This window comes from Trinickia sp., from assembly GCF_051953955.1.
Classification (GTDB): domain Bacteria; phylum Pseudomonadota; class Gammaproteobacteria; order Burkholderiales; family Burkholderiaceae; genus Trinickia.
In genome coordinates this window covers 70,659-87,975 of record NZ_JBQCIF010000132.1, presented here as the reverse complement: position 1 = coordinate 87,975, position 17,317 = coordinate 70,659, and the positions used below count along the sequence as shown (strand labels likewise).

The 17,317-nt window shown below is 64.1% G+C and carries 15 protein-coding genes; 6 read left to right on the top strand and 9 right to left on the bottom strand.

Annotated features, from left to right (window positions below; genetic code table 11):
* Positions 1-536: SDR family NAD(P)-dependent oxidoreductase (locus tag ACTHNZ_RS25040; RefSeq protein ID WP_440545287.1), on the bottom strand; the 536-nt coding region annotated here is incomplete at its 3' end.
* 196 nt (positions 537-732) lie between these two features.
* Positions 733-1,407, bottom strand: coding sequence for a FadR/GntR family transcriptional regulator (locus tag ACTHNZ_RS25035; protein ID WP_440545289.1), 675 nt, complete (start codon positions 1,405-1,407; stop codon positions 733-735).
* A gap of 196 nt (positions 1,408-1,603) precedes the next feature.
* On the opposite strand from ACTHNZ_RS25035, the gene ACTHNZ_RS25030 reads away from it, so the two are divergent.
* The 4 genes from ACTHNZ_RS25030 (at position 1,604) to pdxR (ending at position 6,305) form a co-directional block, all read left to right on the top strand.
* Positions 1,604-2,395, top strand: a complete 792-nt coding sequence (locus tag ACTHNZ_RS25030) for a (Fe-S)-binding protein (protein ID WP_440545286.1) — start codon at positions 1,604-1,606, stop codon at positions 2,393-2,395.
* Positions 2,395-3,135, top strand: coding sequence for a LutC/YkgG family protein (locus ACTHNZ_RS25025; RefSeq protein WP_440545285.1), 741 nt, complete (start codon positions 2,395-2,397; stop codon positions 3,133-3,135). The genes ACTHNZ_RS25030 and ACTHNZ_RS25025 overlap by 1 nt, the downstream gene beginning before the upstream one ends.
* Positions 3,132-4,577 (top strand): LutB/LldF family L-lactate oxidation iron-sulfur protein, encoded by a 1,446-nt coding sequence (locus ACTHNZ_RS25020; protein ID WP_440545284.1) that lies wholly within the window; start codon positions 3,132-3,134, stop codon positions 4,575-4,577. Before ACTHNZ_RS25025 ends, ACTHNZ_RS25020 begins: the two co-directional genes overlap by 4 nt.
* 177 nt (positions 4,578-4,754) lie before the next feature.
* Entirely contained in the window at positions 4,755-6,305 is a 1,551-nt protein-coding gene (gene pdxR / locus ACTHNZ_RS25015; RefSeq protein ID WP_440545283.1) for a MocR-like pyridoxine biosynthesis transcription factor PdxR, read from the top strand.
* 27 nt (positions 6,306-6,332) lie between these two features.
* Here pdxR and ACTHNZ_RS25010 read toward each other — a convergent pair whose 3' ends face one another.
* The 4 genes from ACTHNZ_RS25010 to ACTHNZ_RS24995 form a co-directional block, all read right to left on the bottom strand.
* Complete coding sequence (locus ACTHNZ_RS25010; RefSeq protein WP_440545282.1) at positions 6,333-7,280, bottom strand: dimethyl sulfoxide reductase anchor subunit family protein; 948 nt, start codon at positions 7,278-7,280, stop codon at positions 6,333-6,335.
* A 74-nt stretch (positions 7,281-7,354) separates the two neighbouring features.
* Positions 7,355-8,095, bottom strand: coding sequence for a 4Fe-4S dicluster domain-containing protein (locus tag ACTHNZ_RS25005; RefSeq protein WP_440545281.1), 741 nt, complete (start codon positions 8,093-8,095; stop codon positions 7,355-7,357).
* Complete coding sequence (locus ACTHNZ_RS25000; RefSeq protein ID WP_440545280.1) at positions 8,092-11,049, bottom strand: molybdopterin-dependent oxidoreductase; 2,958 nt, start codon at positions 11,047-11,049, stop codon at positions 8,092-8,094. The genes ACTHNZ_RS25005 and ACTHNZ_RS25000 overlap by 4 nt, the downstream gene beginning before the upstream one ends.
* 160 nt (positions 11,050-11,209) lie before the next feature.
* Positions 11,210-12,625 carry an NAD(P)/FAD-dependent oxidoreductase gene (locus ACTHNZ_RS24995; protein ID WP_440545279.1) on the bottom strand — a complete coding sequence of 472 codons (1,416 nt, stop codon included), beginning with the start codon at positions 12,623-12,625 and terminating at the stop codon, positions 11,210-11,212.
* 291 nt (positions 12,626-12,916) lie between these two features.
* Between ACTHNZ_RS24995 and ACTHNZ_RS24990 the strand changes: the two genes are divergently transcribed.
* On the top strand, positions 12,917-13,732 hold the full coding sequence (locus tag ACTHNZ_RS24990; protein WP_440545278.1) for an IclR family transcriptional regulator: 816 nt from the start codon (positions 12,917-12,919) through the stop codon (positions 13,730-13,732).
* A gap of 100 nt (positions 13,733-13,832) precedes the next feature.
* Here ACTHNZ_RS24990 and ACTHNZ_RS24985 read toward each other — a convergent pair whose 3' ends face one another.
* The 3 genes from ACTHNZ_RS24985 to ACTHNZ_RS24975 are packed head-to-tail and all read right to left on the bottom strand — an operon-like array spanning position 13,833 to position 16,520.
* Positions 13,833-14,576 carry an ABC transporter ATP-binding protein gene (locus ACTHNZ_RS24985; protein ID WP_440545277.1) on the bottom strand — a complete coding sequence of 248 codons (744 nt, stop codon included), beginning with the start codon at positions 14,574-14,576 and terminating at the stop codon, positions 13,833-13,835.
* A gap of 41 nt (positions 14,577-14,617) precedes the next feature.
* Positions 14,618-15,637, bottom strand: coding sequence for a taurine ABC transporter substrate-binding protein (locus ACTHNZ_RS24980; RefSeq protein ID WP_440545276.1), 1,020 nt, complete (start codon positions 15,635-15,637; stop codon positions 14,618-14,620).
* Positions 15,638-15,662: 25 nt separating this feature from the next.
* Positions 15,663-16,520 carry an ABC transporter permease gene (locus ACTHNZ_RS24975; RefSeq protein ID WP_440545275.1) on the bottom strand — a complete coding sequence of 286 codons (858 nt, stop codon included), beginning with the start codon at positions 16,518-16,520 and terminating at the stop codon, positions 15,663-15,665.
* Between the two features lie 371 nt (positions 16,521-16,891).
* Between ACTHNZ_RS24975 and ACTHNZ_RS24970 the strand changes: the two genes are divergently transcribed.
* Positions 16,892-17,296: a nuclear transport factor 2 family protein gene (locus ACTHNZ_RS24970; protein WP_440545274.1), complete on the top strand. Its 405-nt coding sequence runs from the start codon at positions 16,892-16,894 to the stop codon at positions 17,294-17,296.
* Positions 17,297-17,317: the final 21 nt, after the last annotated feature.

Sequence of the window (17,317 nt, the reverse complement as noted above, 5' to 3'; positions counted from 1 at the left end):
TTGCGTTTGGCGAGCTCCTTGCCGAGCGACTTCGTCAATCCGATCAAGCCCGCCTTCGACGCACTGTAGTGCGAGGCATTCGGGTTGCCCTCCTTGCCGGCCACCGAAGCGATGTTGACGATGCGGCCGTAGCCGCGCTCGAGCATGCGCGGCACGACGGCACGGCAGGTGAGGTACGAGCCGATCAGATTGACCTCGATGACCCTGCGCCACACGGCCGGATCGAGCTCCCAGGTCGAACCGTTGCCGCCCGTGATGCCGGCGCTGTTGATCAAGACGTCGATCGAGCCGTGTTCGCGAAACGTGGAAGCCGCCGCGGCTTCGACGGCTGCTTCGTCGACGAGATCGACGGCAACGGCCGAAACCGTGCCCCACTCCGAGAGTTCGCCGCGGCTGCGTTCGAGGCGCTCGGCATCGACGTCCCACAGCGCCACGGCCGCGCCCGAGCGCAGCGCGCGCTGGGCTACGGCGTAGCCGATTCCGCGCGCGCCGCCCGTAATGACGACGACACGCCCTTTCAGATCGATCTCGTTCACAGTGCCACCCCTTCGGTCCGTGCCTGGATTGGACTACCTTTGACGAGGACTATAGAAGCGCTGCAATAGCAGGACAATCCGAAACGCGCATCCGCCGATAACGAATCCGAATCGGCCGCTTTCTTTCCGGTTTCCTTCCGGTTTCCTTCCGGTTTATTCCGCCTTTCCGGTTTATTCGGTTTAGGGGGTGCTGTTTTTATCGTTCGCCCTCGCTTAGCGCATGAGCGCCAACGAAATCGATATGCGCCTGCATGGCGTCCCGCGCTTGCTCGGGGCGGCGGGCCAAGATGGCTTCGCACAGCGCGCGATGCTGGACGAGCAGGTGCTCGGAAGCGTCGGGGTGCTGCTCACGCAACCCGGTACCGTTGATCGCGATGTGCTCGCGCAGCATGCCCACGACGCTCGCATGCAAATGCAAAAACATCGTGTTGTGCGACGCCCGCGCGATGACATCGTGCAGTTTTGCGTCGGCATCGGCTTCCGCCGCTTTATCGTCAGCCTCGCGCGCCCGCTCGAGTTCGCTCAGCAATGCGCGAATGTGCTCGAGGTCGGCCGCATCGGCCCGCAGCGCCGCGAAATAAGCGGTGGCGCCTTCCAAGACATGGCGGAATTCCAAAATGTCCTCGCGTAGCGCGGGATGATCGGCCACGAGTTGCCCCCAAGGCGAAACGATACCGCTGCGCAGCCGATCGGTCACGTACACGCCTGCCCCGCGCCGGGTTCGCAAGAGATCGCGCGCGGCGAGCCGCTGCAACGCCTCGCGCACCGTATTGCGCGCCACGCCGTATTGCTCCGCAAGTTGCCGCTCCGACGGCAAACGCATGCCCGGCGTCCACGTACCGTCGAGCAGAGCGGTTTCAAGGCGCCGCATCACCGCTTCCACGCGCCCGCCGCCCGCTGCGCCTGCCGTTGCCACCCGCCTCGCACCATCCATCGTCTTCGCCTCATCGAACTGGTCCAACCAATTTGCAGTCATTCTCGGCGGCCGCAATGATGGCGTCAATGCTCGCGGGTTTCGCCGCCACGGCCCATTCGCCGCAAGCGCCCTTCTTCCCAGTGGAACGAAAATGACGGCACGACGCTATCCCCCACCCCCGACCGACGTCTATTTATTCGCTACCTGTTTAATCGATTTGTTCGTGCCGCAAGCGGGGCTCGACGCCGTCCGGCTGCTCGAACGCGAAGGCCTGACGGTCCACTTTCCGCGCAAGCAAAGCTGTTGCGGGCAGCCTGCCTACACGAGCGGCCACCCTCGGGAAGCGTGCGAGGTGGCGCGCGCTCAACTCGATCTGTTCTCCGAGCCTTGGCCGGTGGTCGTGCCGTCTGGCTCCTGTGCCGGCATGATCCGTCATCACTGGCCGAAGTTGTTCGAGGACGACGAAGATGCCGATGCGGCTGCCCGTGCTCGCGCGCTCGCGAATCGCGTCTACGAATTGGGCGAATTCTTGCTGCACGTCCTACGACTCGATTTCAGCGAAACGACCGGCGGCGCGATGGCCGCCGAGCGCGTGGTGCTCCATACGTCATGTTCCGCCCGCCGCGAAATGGGCACTCGAGAACACGGCGTGCGGCTCCTGGACGCCCTTCCCGGCGTCACGCGCGTGGAGCACGTACGCGAATCGGAATGCTGCGGCTTCGGCGGCACGTTCTCGCTGAAGCACCCCGACATATCCGGCGCAATGGTGAAAGACAAGATTGCCTCGGCCTGCGCCGCGGGTTGCGATCGGCTAGTCTCGGCCGACTGTGGCTGTCTGCTCAACATCGGACACGCCTCGCAGCAATCGGGGGCGCCGTTGGCGGTCGAGCACCTCGCGAGTTTCCTATGGCGCCGCACGAACCCCGAAAATGGAGAGGCGTGATGAGCGCACGCACGAAACCGACCATCGATTCGACCTCGCGCGAGCGCATGCTGGCGCGGTTGCGCGCCGCGCCTGCTTCCCACTCCGCGATAGACAATGCTGCCCGGTTGGGCCAGCGCATCGACGCACACTATGCGTCGCGACTCGAGCGCCAGGGCACGGCGCCCCTCGATCTGCCCGCAGTCTTCCAAACGATGCTGGAGACAGCGCGCGCTCGAGTATGGCGGGCCGATGCGCGCTCCTGGCCGGCACTGCTCGCGCAGCAACTGCACGAAAGCGGCATCCGCCGTCTACTGATGGATCCCGCCAGCGCGGAAGGCGCGGCGTTGTCGGATGCGCTGCCGCCCTCCGTGGAGGCGATTTCCTATCTGCGCCCGCTGGAGCAATGGAAGACCGAACTGTTCGACACGGTCGATGCCGGCTTCACCGTCGCGCGCTCCGGCATCGCGGCTACCGGCACCGTGATCCTGGCACCGGACGCAGGAACGCCACGCACGGTTTCGCTCGTTCCACCGCTGCACATTGCGCTCGTGTACGCCGATACGCTTCACCGCGATTTGCATGCGGCGGCGCGAGCCGAGCGGTGGTCCGAGGGCATGCCGACGAACCTGGTGCTCGTCTCTGGCCCCTCGAAAACCTCCGACATCCAACAAACGCTGGCCTACGGCGCGCATGGTCCGAGCCGCTTGTGGGTTGTCATCGTCGACCCGGACGACATGGCGGCGGGAGCCACATCATGAGCGAGCATACGGTTCAATTCGTTTCTCCCACCGAATTCAAGGCGCGCGCGCGAACCGCACTGGCCGACGACGCCTTGCGCAGCAGCTTCCGCGGCGCGATGACCTTTCTGCAAGGCAAGCGTGCGGCGCAATTTCCCGACGCGGACGAACTCGAACAACTGCGTGATCTGGGCGAGGCGATCCGTCGACATGCATTGGCGAATCTGCCGGCGCTACTCGTTCAATTGGAAGAGAAACTGACCGCTGCGGGCGTACGCGTGCATTGGGCGGAAACCGCCGAAGAGGCGAACGAGATCGTCTTCGGCATCGCAAAGTCTCACGGCGCACGCCGCGTCATCAAAGGCAAGTCGATGGCCAGCGAGGAAATGGAGTTGAACCATTACCTCGCCGAACGCGGCATACGGTGTGTCGAATCGGACATGGGCGAATACATCGTGCAACTCGCCGACGAAAAGCCCTCGCACATCGTGATGCCCGCCATCCATAAAACGCGCGGCGACATCGGCAAGCTGTTCGAGCAGCACATTCCCGGCAGCTCCTACACAGAGGACGTGGACACGTTGATCCAAACCGGCCGGCGCGCGCTGCGTCACGCCTTCGCCGAAGCGGACATCGGGTTGTCCGGCGTCAATTTCGCCGCAGCCGACACGGGCACGCTGTGGCTCGTGGAAAACGAGGGCAACGGGCGTCTTTCTACCACCGTGCCCGACGTGCACATCGCCATCATGGGGATGGAAAAGGTCGTCGCAAAGCTCGAGCACATCGTGCCGTTGGCAAGCTTGTTGACACGCTCGGCGACGGGCCAAGCCATCACCACTTATTTCAATTTGATCTCCGGACCGCGACGCGAGGGGGAACTCGACGGCCCGCGCGAAATGCACCTCGTGCTGCTCGACAACGGCCGCAGCCAGGCCTACGGCGATACGCAGTTGCGTGCCACGCTGCAATGCATCCGCTGCGGCGCATGCATGAACCACTGCCCCGTCTATACGCGCATCGGCGGCCATGCCTACGGCACGACCTACCCCGGGCCGATCGGCAAGATCCTGTCGCCGCATTTGCTGGGCTTGGAAGCGACGGCGGACCTGCCGACGGCATCGAGCCTGTGCGGCGCGTGCGGCGAGGTGTGCCCCGTCCGCATTCCGATTCCTCAATTGTTGATTCGCCTGCGGACCGAAGCCAATCGCGCGCCCGATCAGCAAGCGCCGCACGCGGTGCGCGGCCAAGGCGCGAAGTACAGCCGCGGGGAGCGATTGATCTGGCGTTTCTGGAGCGGGGCATTTGCGCGGCCCATCCGCTATCGCGTGTTCCGCTGGCTAGCAACGCGGCTCAACGCGTTGACGCCTTCGAAGCAGGCCGGCTGGACGCCGCATCGAACGCCGCTCAAGCCGGCCGCGCGCAGCCTTTCTGATTTATTGCGGGAGCGAGGGCAACCCGAGTAAGCGTCGCGGCAAAGCGTCGTCGCGTGCGGCATCGCATCGCTGCCGGCACTGTACCGGCAGCGGTGCACGACTCTCGAGCGCGCCGATTTGAAGTGATCAGGCATCGCATTTATGATGCAGATACGCAGCATCGCTTCGCGCATTCGATCCTCGTTCGCGCACCGTACAGGAGCCAGCATGCCGAGCCGCACCCCGACCGCTTTATGGGCCCAGCAATTTACGCGGTCATCGGCATCGAAGACGGGCCTGCAGGACCAGATCCGGCAAATGCTCGTCGCCGCGATCCTGGATGGCCAATTGCAGCCCGAGGTCGCGCTTCCGTCTAGCCGCGAGCTGGCCGATCAGCTCGGCGTCGCTCGCAATACGGTCGTGCTCAGTTATCAAATGCTCGTCGAAGAAGGCTATTTGATCTCGCGCGAGCGCAGCGGGCACTTCGTCAACCCGGAGATGCTGCGCGGCGTGCCGGGTCACGACGCGACGCCGGCCGCGCGGGCGTACGAGCAAGCCGTCGAGGACGACGATACGGCGAGCCGGCCGATCTGGCGCCAGCGCATCGCCCACCCGCCATCGAGGCAGCGCAACATCGTCAAGCCCGCGAATTGGCAACATTACGAGTTTCCTTTCATCTACGGGCAGTTCGATCAATCGCTGTTTCCGACCAACGATTGGCGCGAGTGCTGCATGAAAGCCCTGTCGATCATGGAAATCCGCAACTGGGCACCCGATCTCATCGAGCGCGACGACGAATCGCTGATCCAGCAGATACGCACACGTGTGTTGCCGCGGCGCGGCGTATTTGCGATGCCCGACGAAATCGTCATTACGATCGGTTGCCAGCAAGCCCTGTATTTGATCGCCGATCTACTTTGCGATAAGGATACGACCGTCGGATTCGAAAACCCGGGCTACCCGGACGCACGCAATATCTTCGAGAACCGCAATGCGCGGTTGCTCGCCCTTCCGGTGGACGAAAACGGCATTTCCCCCGAGGTGCTCGACACCACGCTGGCAAGCTGCGATTACGTCTACGTGACGCCGAGCCACCAATGCCCGACCACCGCCACGATGCCGCTCGAGCGCCGCCGCGCGTTGCTCGAATGCGCGCGCAAGCACGACTTCGTGATCGTGGAAGACGACTACGAAAGCGAGAATACGTTTTCCGGCACGCCGCATCCCGCACTCAAAAGCCTCGACACGGCCGATCGGGTCATCTACGTCGGCAGTTTGTCGAAAACCTTCGCGCCGGGCCTCCGGCTCGGCTATGTCGTCGGCCCGCGCGAATTGATCCGCGAACTGCGCGCGCTGCGACGGCTGATGGTTCGGCATCCGGCCAGCTACGTGCAACGCGCGTTTGCGACGTTCCTTGCGCTGGGGCATCACGACGCATTGCTGCGGCGGCTCGCGCATGCATACCGGGAACGCGCGCAGGCCCTCATGAGTGCACTCGATGCTCACCTGCCGCAAGCGCGCTACGTGCCGATTACGGGCGGTGCGTCGTCGTGGGTCGAGGGGCCGGCGTGGCTCGATGCCGAACGCCTTGCCGCCGATGCGCAGGCAGTGGGCGTCGTGATCGAGCCCGGGAACGTCTTCTTCATGAACGACGACGCCCAAGCACGCCGTTGCTTCCGCATGGGCTTCTCGGCCATCGCGCCGGAGAAGATCGAGCCCGGCGTGCGGGCACTTGCGCAATGCGTGCAAGTACAGCAAGGGGCGCGCCGAGACGGATAGAGAAGCATGGCGCGCGAACGACGGTGCTTACGACGCACGCTGATAGTAGATGTTCTGCGGGTGCCGCGCGTCCGCGAAGAAGAACCAGCGCTCGGCCAGCAGCCCCGCATACTGGATCACGAACGCCGCGCCGACTGCGACGGCCGCGGAAGCCGATCTCGGCGCCAGCGCACTGGCGCCCGTCAGAACGAACGGCACCGCGAACGCGCCCACCAGGAAGCTCACCTTGACCCACTGGAGCGCGTTGGCGGTTTTCCCGTGAAAGAACTCGCGCGTGTTGAATGCGCTTGCCGTAAAGCCGCGGGATTTCTGCTCCACCTTCGCATGCCGAATGCCGGTCGCGCTTTGCACCGTAGACTTCGGCTTCAGACGTGCGTTCCGGGTCAGCGATGCGAGCCGCGTCGCACATCCGGCGAGCGTCAGCGCACAGGCGCACACTGCCAGCCCGCCCACGAGCCCGGGCGCGAGCCACGCCGCGCACGCGCTGGCGAGCGTGCAGCCGGAGGCACACCCGAGCAAGACAAAGTTCACGAGCGTATAGGGGCTCGCCCATTCCTGAAGGAAGCGCAGGCAGGCGTAGATCATGGCCGTGCAGACGAACAGCGCGACGCTTGCAGCCGCGGCCAACGCACCGATCCTGAGCGTCGCGCTGACGCCGGCCCAATGCGCAGCGCCGTAAGCGGCCGTCAGCAAAAGAAAAATCGGCAAGGCGATGCATTCACGCGAGAGCCATGACGTCCGCCACATCGTGATGGCTCGCCATGCCCGCTCGGGATGCCCTAGATGGAAGAACGATGCCGCAAGCCCGAGCGCGCCGAGCACGACCGCGACCGCTGCTCCCGATACATAGAACGCAGACGGCACCGCAATGCCGGCGGCGCGCGAAACCGTTTCGACCGCGACGAGCGTAAGTAGCAGTCCTTGCGCCGCGCCGCAGAGCGTCGTAAGGAAAATGACTGAAAAAGCTGGCCGCATAAGGGCTCCTCTAGGCCAATGCGTCGACGCATTGATGCGCCGACGGTCGTGGGTCCGCTTCGACCTTCGCCGAGCTACCGGTGTGTTGCGAATGCGGCCAGATTCACCTCGCCGCGTTCGAGTTGCGCTTGAAGCGTCGCTTCCTCGGACACGGGCGATTCCCCGCACTGCGCATGCTGACCGCAGCCGCAGGACGATTCCGTCTTCACGCGCGGCAGGTAGTGATTCGACGGCTTCGTATCCCATTCGGGCATCAGTTGATAGCCGCCGCGGTCGCGAATCGCGCGCGAGACGTCCGACTCGGGATCATGAATGTCGCCGAAGAGTCGCGCCGACGTCGGGCATGCGAGCACGCACGCGGGCTTGCAATCGCGTTCGGGCAGCGCTTCGTTCCCGATTCGATCCGCGCAAAGCGTGCATTTCGTCATCTCCTTGCGGCCCTCGTCCAACTCCCGTGCACCGTAGGGGCACGCCCACGCGCAGTATTTGCAGCCGATGCACTTGTCGTAATCGACGAGCACGATACCGTCGGATTTGCGCTTGTAACTTGCGCCCGTCGGACAGACCGGCACGCACGGAGGGTCCTCGCAGTGCAGGCACGACTTCGGGAAATGGATCGTGTCGGTCATCGGGAACACGCCCGCTTCGTACGTCTGCACGCGATTGAAGAACGTGCCCGACGGATCGTCGTCGTAGGGCCGAACGTCGGCGAGGCTTCCGGCCTCGCCCGACGTATTCCATTCCTTGCAACTCGTCACGCATGCTTGGCAACCCACGCAGACGTTCAGATCGATGACGAGGGCCATTTGAGTCATGGTTCATCTCCTTGGCGAGTCGCGCCGCTACCTGCGCCATCCGATGTTGCCGCCCGCAGCAGCCGCGCCGCGAACTCGCCTTTGCCGGCGAAATAGGCTTGCACGCGCTGGAGCACGCTCGTCGAACCGGGCAGCGGATGCATCGGCGCGAATTGCGGCAGCGTGGTCGCCGCCTCGGCCTCGGCCGGATAGATGCGGACACGCACGTCGTACCACCCGGCTTGCCCCGTGATCGGATCGGAGTTCGACATTCGCTCTCCGGCCCGCATGCCGCTCGGCAATTCGTCGGTAATCACGTGGTTCAGCAAGAAGCCGCGCTGCGACTCGCCGGCGTTCGGCCCCAGATTCCAGGCGCCGGCCGCCTTGCCGATCGCGTTCCAAGTCCATACGGTGCCGGGCTCGACGGCTTCGCTGTAGCGCGCGCGACAGCGCACTTTGCCCCACGGAGATTCGACGTAGAGCCAGCCGCCGTCTTCCACGCCGGCTTCCACCGCCATTGCCGGGTTGACGAACAAATGGTTTTCGCCATGGATCTGACGCAGCCACGCGTTCTGCGAGTCCCACGAGTGATACATCGCCATCGGCCGCTGCGTGATCGCCGCAAGCGGAAAACGATCGAGCGCCGTCGCGTCGTGCTCCAGGGGCGGGTACCAGAACGGAAGCGGGTCGAAATACCGCTCGATGCGCTCACGCAGGTGATCGGGCGGCTGGCGGCCTTTCGTCTTTCCTTGCGCGGCCAGGCGAAACGTCTGCATCACTTCCGAATAGAGCTGGATGACGACCGGCACCGCGTACTTGCGCATTCCGTTCTCGACGGCCCATTGCATATACGGCCCATTGCAATTGCGCATGTACTGCAGCGACTCGGGCAATCGATGGTGATAGACGCAATTGTGCTTGGCGTACTGCTCCCACTGCTTCGGGTTCGGCTCGCCGACGACGGCCTTCGTGCCGTCCTTGCCGCGCCAGCCGATCAGAAACCCGGTGCCCGAATCGGGCGCTGTCTGAAAGTTGACGACGAAATCCGGATAGTCCCGAAACTTGCGCCGGCCGTCGGCCGTGGTGAAGGCCGGAAACCGGAGCCGGCTCGCCAGTTCGATCAGCACTTCCTGAAACGGTTTGCATTCGCCGGTAGGGGGCACCACCGGCACCCGTACGGAATCGACGGGCCCATCGAATTCGGAGATCGGCCGATCGAGCATGGACATCACGTCATGACGCTCCAGATAAGTCGTATCGGGCAGGATCAAATCGGCAAACGCGGTCATTTCCGATTCGAATGCATCGCAAACGACGAGGAACGGAATTTTGTATTCACCGTCATCTCGCTTGTCGACGAGCATCTTGCGCACTTGCACCGGATTCATCGACGAATTCCACGCCATATTGGCCATGAATATCATCAGCGTGTCGATCGGATAGGGATCGCCGCGCCATGCATTCGTGATCACGGAATGCATGAGCCCGTGCACCGCCAGCGGATATTCCCATGAGAAGGCTTTGTCGATGCGAGCGGGCGAGCCATCCTCGTGAACGAACAGATCGGCCGGCGCGGCAGGCCAGCCGAGCGGCCCCGTCGCCAGCGGCGTGTTCGGCTTCACGACCGACGGATCGTTCGGCGGCTTCGCCGACGGGGGCGCCGCGCGCGGATACGGCGCCTTGTGACGAAAGCCGCCCGGCCTGTCGATCGTGCCCAGCAGCGACATCAAGACGGCCATCGCGCGGATGGTCTGGAAGCCGTTCGAATGCGCGGCGAGCCCCCGCATCGCATGGAATGCGATCGGCGCGCCTTCTACCGTATCGTGAGTCTTGCCCCAGGAGTCGGTCCACGCGATCGGCAGCACGATCCGCTGCTCGCGCGCGACCGAGGCCATCTCGCGCGCGATGCGCGAAATCGTATCCGCGGAAACACCCGTGATCTCGGCCGCCCATTGCGGCGTGCAATGAGCGACTTGCTCGCGCAGCAGCGAAAACGACGGCGCAACCGGCGTGCCGTCATCGAGCGTGTATCGTCCCTCGAGCGCCGGCTGCGCCCCTTCAGCGTGATTGAGTACGGGGCGATTCGTGCGCGCGTCCCACCAAAGGCGATTCTGCGGGAAGAGCGAGTTGATTTCCGGCGCATCGGCGTCGCGCACGAACAAACCGAACGTGTCGCATCCCTCGCGCAGATCGACGAGCTCGCCCGCATTCGTGAAGCGCTCGACGAACGCACGGTCGTACGCGCCCTGCTCGATCAGTTCTCGGATCAACGCCATGAACAGCGCGCCGTCCGTGCCGGGGCGAATCGGAACCCATTCGTCCGCAATGGCCGCATAGCCGGTGCGTACCGGATTGATGGCGATGAAGCGCCCGCCTGCCCGCTTGAACTTGGATAGCGCGATCTTCAGCGGGTTCGAATGATGATCCTCGGCCGTTCCGATCATGAAGAACAGCCTTGCGTTGTCGAGATCCGGGCCGCCGAACTCCCAGAACGAGCCGCCGATCGTATAGATCATGCCGGCCGCCATGTTCGCCGAACAGAAGCCGCCGTGTGCCGCATAGTTAGGGGTACCAAACTGTTTCGCGAATAGCCCTGTCAAGGCTTGCATCTGATCGCGCCCGGTGAAGAGCGCGAACTTTTTGGGATCGGTGGCGCGCAGATGCCCGAGGCGCCGCTCGAGCAAGTCGAACGCCGTCTCCCACGACACCGGCACGAACTGGGCTTCGCCCCGCTCGGCATCCGGCCTGCGCAACAGCGGGCGAGTCAGCCGCGCGGGCGAGTATTGCTTCATGATCCCCGACGAGCCCTTCGCGCAGATCACGCCCTGGTTCAACGGGTGATCGGGATTGCCGTCGATGTAGCGGACTTCGCCGTTGCGCAAATGAACGCGGATGCCGCAACGGCACGCGCACATGTAGCAAGTCGTCGTCTTGATCTCGAGCTTCTCGTCCTGCGTGCGCGCGTGATGGTCCATCGTCCCTCCTCGTTCGCGGATAGGGTCGCCGGCCCTGCGCGGGCCCGAGCGGACATTCAGTCACTCAATGCTACGTGCCGGTGGGGCCGGCAAAAAGTCGTATTCGACGATCGCAACTATCGGCCGGTGCGATATTTCAGCGCAGAGGCGAGCGGCGCACTCAAGGTCTTTCGTCGCGCCTGAAGTACTGAAGGTAGAGCAAGCGCTGGCCGATGCGCCGGAACGGCGCGAACGGGTGGCCCGGAAGCGGGCTCGTGAAGATCGGCAGCGTCTGATGCGCGGTCTTGCCCGCGATGCGCTCTGCCAGCCGCCTGCCAGCTTGCTGCGAATAGGACACGCCGTTGCCGCCATATCCGAGCGCGTAATAGACCGCTTGTTTCGGATCGGGCTGGCATACGCGCGGCATCATGTCGTGGCTGACGTCGACCCAGCCCCACCACGAAAAGTCGATTTGCACGCCGCGCAGCGCCGGGAATTTGCGTGCCATCCCTTCTTTCAGCAGATCGAGATGGCGCGGATTGGGCGCGTCCCGGCCGGTGATCGCGCTGCGGCTGCCGATCTGCAATCGGCCGTCGGGCAGGAAGCGGTAATAAAAGCGCAGCGTGCGCGTGTCGGTCAGAACCTGCGTCGTGCGGAAGTTGCACGCGCGAATTTCCTCGTCGGTCAGCACGCGCGTGACCATAGAGTTCGACAGAATCGGCATCACTTTGCTGCGCAGCGAAGGATGCAGCGTCTGCGCGGTGTAGGCGCCCGTCGCGATTCCCACCGCGCGGGCGCGCACGATGCCGCCCGGCGTGTGCAGGCGATGCACGCCGCCCACCGTCTCCCATCCGAGCACGGGGCTGCTCGTATGGACGCTGGCGCCCGCTTCGCGCGCGAGCCGCAGATAACCGAACGCGAGCTTCGCCGCATGGATGCCAATGCCTTCAGGTTCATGCAAGGCGCCCGCGGCTTCGTGGTCGTTCAGGAACTCGCGCCGAAACGTCTCGGCACTCAGCAGTTCCGATGGATAGCCGAAGACATCCTTCCAAACCTTGGCCTCGGCGGCAAGCTTTTCCATGATGCGGGGACGATGCGCGATCAGGAAGTGCCCCCCTGGCTGCGGATCGCAATCGATCTCGTTTAGGAACGATTTGAAGTGGTCGAATCCTTCTTGAATCTCCTCGTGCATCTTCAAGGCGACACCTTTGCCCCACCGCTCGATCCACTGCGAACGCGAGAGCCGCCCCGATGCGTTTTGCGCCTGTCCGCCGTTGCGGCTGCTGCAACCCCAACTCGTGCGGTTCGCCTCGAGCACGACGGCTTTGATGCCATGTTCGCGCGCCAAGCACAGCGCCGTCGCAAGGCCCGTATAGCCCGAGCCGATGATCGCCACGTCGACGTCGATGTCCTTCGAGATCGGGCCATCGTCGGCCGGGGGCGTACCGGCCGTCGCCACCCAATAGGTCGGCGCGTACTCCTTGCCATGCCCGGGGCCGGGCGAGACGAGCGGATCGTAGGTCGGGTCGTAGCGCCGATCGACGGGCGCGCCTCCGACGAAACCGCTAGCCGCTCGCTCGACTGAGCTGTATTCCATGATAAGGACTCCTAATGACGTATGTTTTTTCGTTGGCCGATCGTGCGCCGGCGTTCGGGCGTCACTGATCCGTTGCAGAAAGTGTAGGTAGGCGAATTTTGCGAAGGTAGAACCAGTGACGCGGATTCGCTTGGACCAGCGCATGAACACCACGCAGCGGCACCGAGGCGCACTCGTTTCCCGTTTCATCTATCAGCGCAAACGAGCATAGGCAATACGCGCCGCAATGGCGCATTCTGGAAAGCGGAGCAAAACGGTTCACTTTCGTTTCTTTCGCTCGGTAGGAGATCCATGCACGCCCCGCCTCCCGTTCCAGCCGATGCGGCCGCCCGAGACGATGCACGCGTGTTGCGCGCGCTTGCCGTGCTCGAAGCGCTCGCGTCGGCGGGGCAACCGCACACGCTCTCGCAGCTATCCGCACGTTTGCACATTCCCAAGGCCACGCTGCTGCGCATGATCGAATCGTTGGAGGCGCGCGGCTATGTCATGCACATGCCGGATTCGCGCGGCTACGATCGAGCGATTACGCTCGGCCCGCGCGCGGCGCAACTGGCGCTGTCGACGCTTTCGAACAATACGTTTACGCGCGCATGCCGCGCTGTCTTGCGCGCGCTCGTCGACGTGCTCGGCGAAACCTGCAATCTGACCGCACTCGATAACGACGCCGTGCTCTACGTCGAGCGCGTCGAAACGACCGAGCCATTGCGGCTCGAAATGCGGCCAGGCATGCGCGTGCCGCTGCATTGCACCGCGAGCGGCAAGCTCTTTCTGTCGAAGATGCCCGCCGCCGAGCGCAGCTCGATGCTGGCACGGCTCACGCTCAAGGAGATGACCTATAGGACGCTCACCGATACCCACCGCCTCGCCGCTGAGCTCGAGCGTCTCGCCAGACGCGACGTCGGCATCGACGACGAGGAATTCGTGCGAGGCATGGTGGCCGTCGCGGTGCCGGTACGAATGGCCGCCGGCGGCCCGGTGCTGGCAGCCCTGGCCGTGCATGCGCCGACCGCGCGCGCCACGCTCGACGATTTACTGAAGGCGGTCCCTCGGATGCGGGAAGCCGCGAACCGCTTGGCGCCGCTTTTGCATGGGCGCGACGACGGCTGAATGCTGCCGCAACGGCGGCGCGCCGCCCGCCGTAGGCCGCGCAGCGCCGAGCACTGCCGAACACTGTGAGCACTGTGAGCACCGCGGGCCGCCGCTTCGGTCAATGCGCAAGAATGCCCATCGCCTGCTTCTTCAGTTCCAGAAAGTGAGGCTCGAACGCGACTTGCGGCGTACGCGGCCGCTCCAGTTCGATGGGAACGTCGAGCGCGACCCGGCCCGGCCGGGCGGACAGCACGACGAGCCGCGTCCCGAGAAAGATCGCTTCGTCGATGTCGTGCGTGATGAACACGATCGTGCATCGCAACTGATCCCAAAGCGCCGTCAAGAACGTCTGCATGGCGCTGCGCGTCTGGGCATCCAATGCGCCGAACGGCTCGTCCATGAGCAGCACCTTCGGCTTCATCACGAGCGCGCGGGCAATGGCCACGCGCTGCTGCATGCCGCCCGACAGCTCGTAAGGCTTGTGCCGAGCGAAGTTTTCAAGGCCGATCGTGCGCAAGATGTCCGCCGAGGCCCGATGGCGCTCGGCTTTCGGCACCGAATGAAGCGAAAGTCCGAACTCGATGTTCTCCTCGACGCTGAGCCAGGGGAACAACCCAGCCTGCTGGAACACGACGACACGGTCCTCGCCGGGCTGGTCCTTGACCTCCCCGTCGATGAAGATGTTCCCCTTCGACGGCGACGTCAGCCCGGCCAGCAGATGCAGCAAGGTCGTCTTGCCGCAGCCCGATGCCCCCAGCACCGTGACGAACTCGCCGCCCTGGAACTGCAGATTGATGTTCTCGAGCGCCGAGATCGAGCCGAAGGTCTTGTAAAGGGAATCGATGACGATATTCAAGTCCATCTCCTGCCGAGAAAATGAGCATTCAATTCAGTGGCCGCGGCTCAATGAGCCAGCGATTGCGAATATTGCGGCGCGACGTTGGCCTCGAAGCTCGCCGGCACGGTTTGGATTCGCCCGATCTGTTTGAGCACCTTGGCCGTGTTGGCCAACGTCTCGTAGGTCGCCGACGTTTTGACGGCCGCGCCCGAGCCCATGACCTTCGGCGTGGTTTGGTCGGCCCCCGAAAAGAGCTCGTAGCCCGCGAGCTCGCTCTTGGCGACGTCCACGGTGACACCCGTTTGCCGGGCCATCTCGTCGATCGCCTTGTCGGGATCCTTTCGCGTGACTTGATAGCCGTCGTCGAGCGCCGCGACGAACCCCTTCACGAGGTCGGGATGCGTCTTCGCCCAATCGGCGTTGGCAATGCAGACGTTGTAGCTCGATGCGCCGCGCGGCAAATCGCCGTCGGTCTTGATCGCTTTGCCGCCCGCCGCCCGCAGTGCGCTGAACACGGGATCCCAGACGATGGCGGCGTCGATCGCTCCCGTGACCCAGGAAGTCCGCATTTGCGGGGGCGCCATGTTGATCTGCGTCACCGACGAGTACGGCACGTGAGCCTGGGCCAGGAACGTCGCCAATTCGAACGATGCTTGCGAGCCGGCCACGATCGCGATCTTCTTGCCCTGCAGGCCCGCGACGTCATGAATGCCGCTTTCGGGCTTCACGACGATACCCGCCGCGTTCGTATAGCGTTCCTGGTTATAGACGATCGTCATCGGCAAGCCCTGAGCGATGGCCGTGACGAGCGGCGGCACGCCGAGCCCGCACATGAACGACAGGCTGTTCGACGCGAGCGCGCTCATGGCGGCCGGCCCCGAGCTGAACAGCTTGTACTCGACGTTCGCATTCATCCGATGTTCGAACAGGTGCTCCGCCATCGAGACCATGTAGGGATCGGCGCCGTTGTCCTCGTAGCCGATGACGACTTTCGGCTTTTCCTGCCCGCAGGCAAGACCGGCCGCAAAGCAGCCTCCGATCAACAAGGCGGCACCCGCGAGCTGGAATCCGTATTTCGTTTTCATGTCTTGTCTCCTCCGATGGTGGCACTCAATCGTGTCCGCGCCAGGGCACGATCCAATTTTCGAGCTTGCGAATCACGAGCTCCATGGCATAGCCGATCACCCCGATGATGACGATGCCCACGATCACGACGGCAACTTGCAGCGCTTGCCCCGCGAACTGCACGAGCCATCCGAGACCGCTGCTGGCGGCGATGAGCTCGGCCGCGACGAGGCAGGTCCACGCCACCCCGATGCCCACGCGCATCGACGTGAAGATCTCGGGTAACGCGGAAGGCAAAACGATCTTGCGGAAGATCTGCGCGTTGGTTGCCCCTAGCGTGCGGGCCACGGCAATCCGCAACGGCGGCGTGCTCTTCACGCCCGACATCGTGCCGATGATGATGACGGGAATCGTGCCGACGAGAATGAGGATCGCCTTCGGCAGCTCGCCGATGCCGAACCAGACGACGAGCAGCGGAATGTAGGCGAGCGGCGGCACCGGCCGAACGAATTGCAGCAGCGGGTCGATGAGATCGAAAATGATCTTGTTGCGCGACATCAACAACCCAACGGGCACGCCGATCGCGATCGCCCCCACGAAACCGACGACGATGCGAAAACAACTGATCAAAATATCGCCGATCAGCGACTGTCCGCCATATCCGTTGCGAACGATGTCGACGAACGCCTGCCACACCGCCACCGGCGAAGGCAAGGCGAACGGCGGAAAGACGCCCGCCATCGATATGGCCTGCCACAGCAACACGGATACGACGAGCACGCCGACCGTCAACCAATAGGAATTCATCCGCGTGCCGGCACGACGCAGCCTGATCTTCGCCTCGCTGCGCGCCGTTGCGCGCTCGATCGTCTTTCCGTGTTCAGGTAGGGCTCTTACTCTCACTGCCGTCTCCTTATGTCCCACAAAAAGTATAGTCAGCGCCGACGCGCACCGATTTCAGTGTTTCGCCCCACACCCGAGTGCAAAGTCATTCGTTGAATCAAGCATTGTCAATCAATAAGCGCCCCGGTAGTGCCAGGCAAAAGGATCCTATGGGTCCAGCGCCAGGCGCCGCCGGTGGCGGCCGGACGATCGCCGCTGGCCCAACCGAAACCGCCGAACTGGCGCTACCGCCCCATACGGCCACCCTTTAACGTCTCCCTATCGATGCCGCATTCGGACGCCGCATCCGGACGCCGCATTCGGGCGACCTCGCGCGTTCGCGACCTCGCGCCTCGCGGCTTGAATCATCCCCATCCCTTTAGGAGACACCGATGACAGACACGAGCCTTACCGCTTCCCGCGTGACGGCCGATACGCTCGCCGCCTTTTCCGACGCATTCAATCGCCACGATGCCGACGCGCTGATGGGATGGATGACCGAGGACTGCGTGTTCGAAGCGGCGGGGGGCCCGGAAGTCCACGGGACGCGCTTCACCGGCCGCGACGCCGTGCGCGCGGCGTTCGAGGCCGTGTTCCGGACGTTCCCCGATGCGCATTGGGGCCAGGGCCGCCATTACGTCATCGGCGAGCGCGGGGTATCGGAATGGGTATTCACCGGGACGCACACCGAAGGCTGGCGGATCGAAGCGGCGGGCTGCGACCTATTCGAGTTCCGCGCTGGGCGCATCGCGGTCAAACGCGCGTTCCGCAAGGAGCGGCCGAAGCAGCCGGCATGACGCACGCGCGCGCCGCCCCTC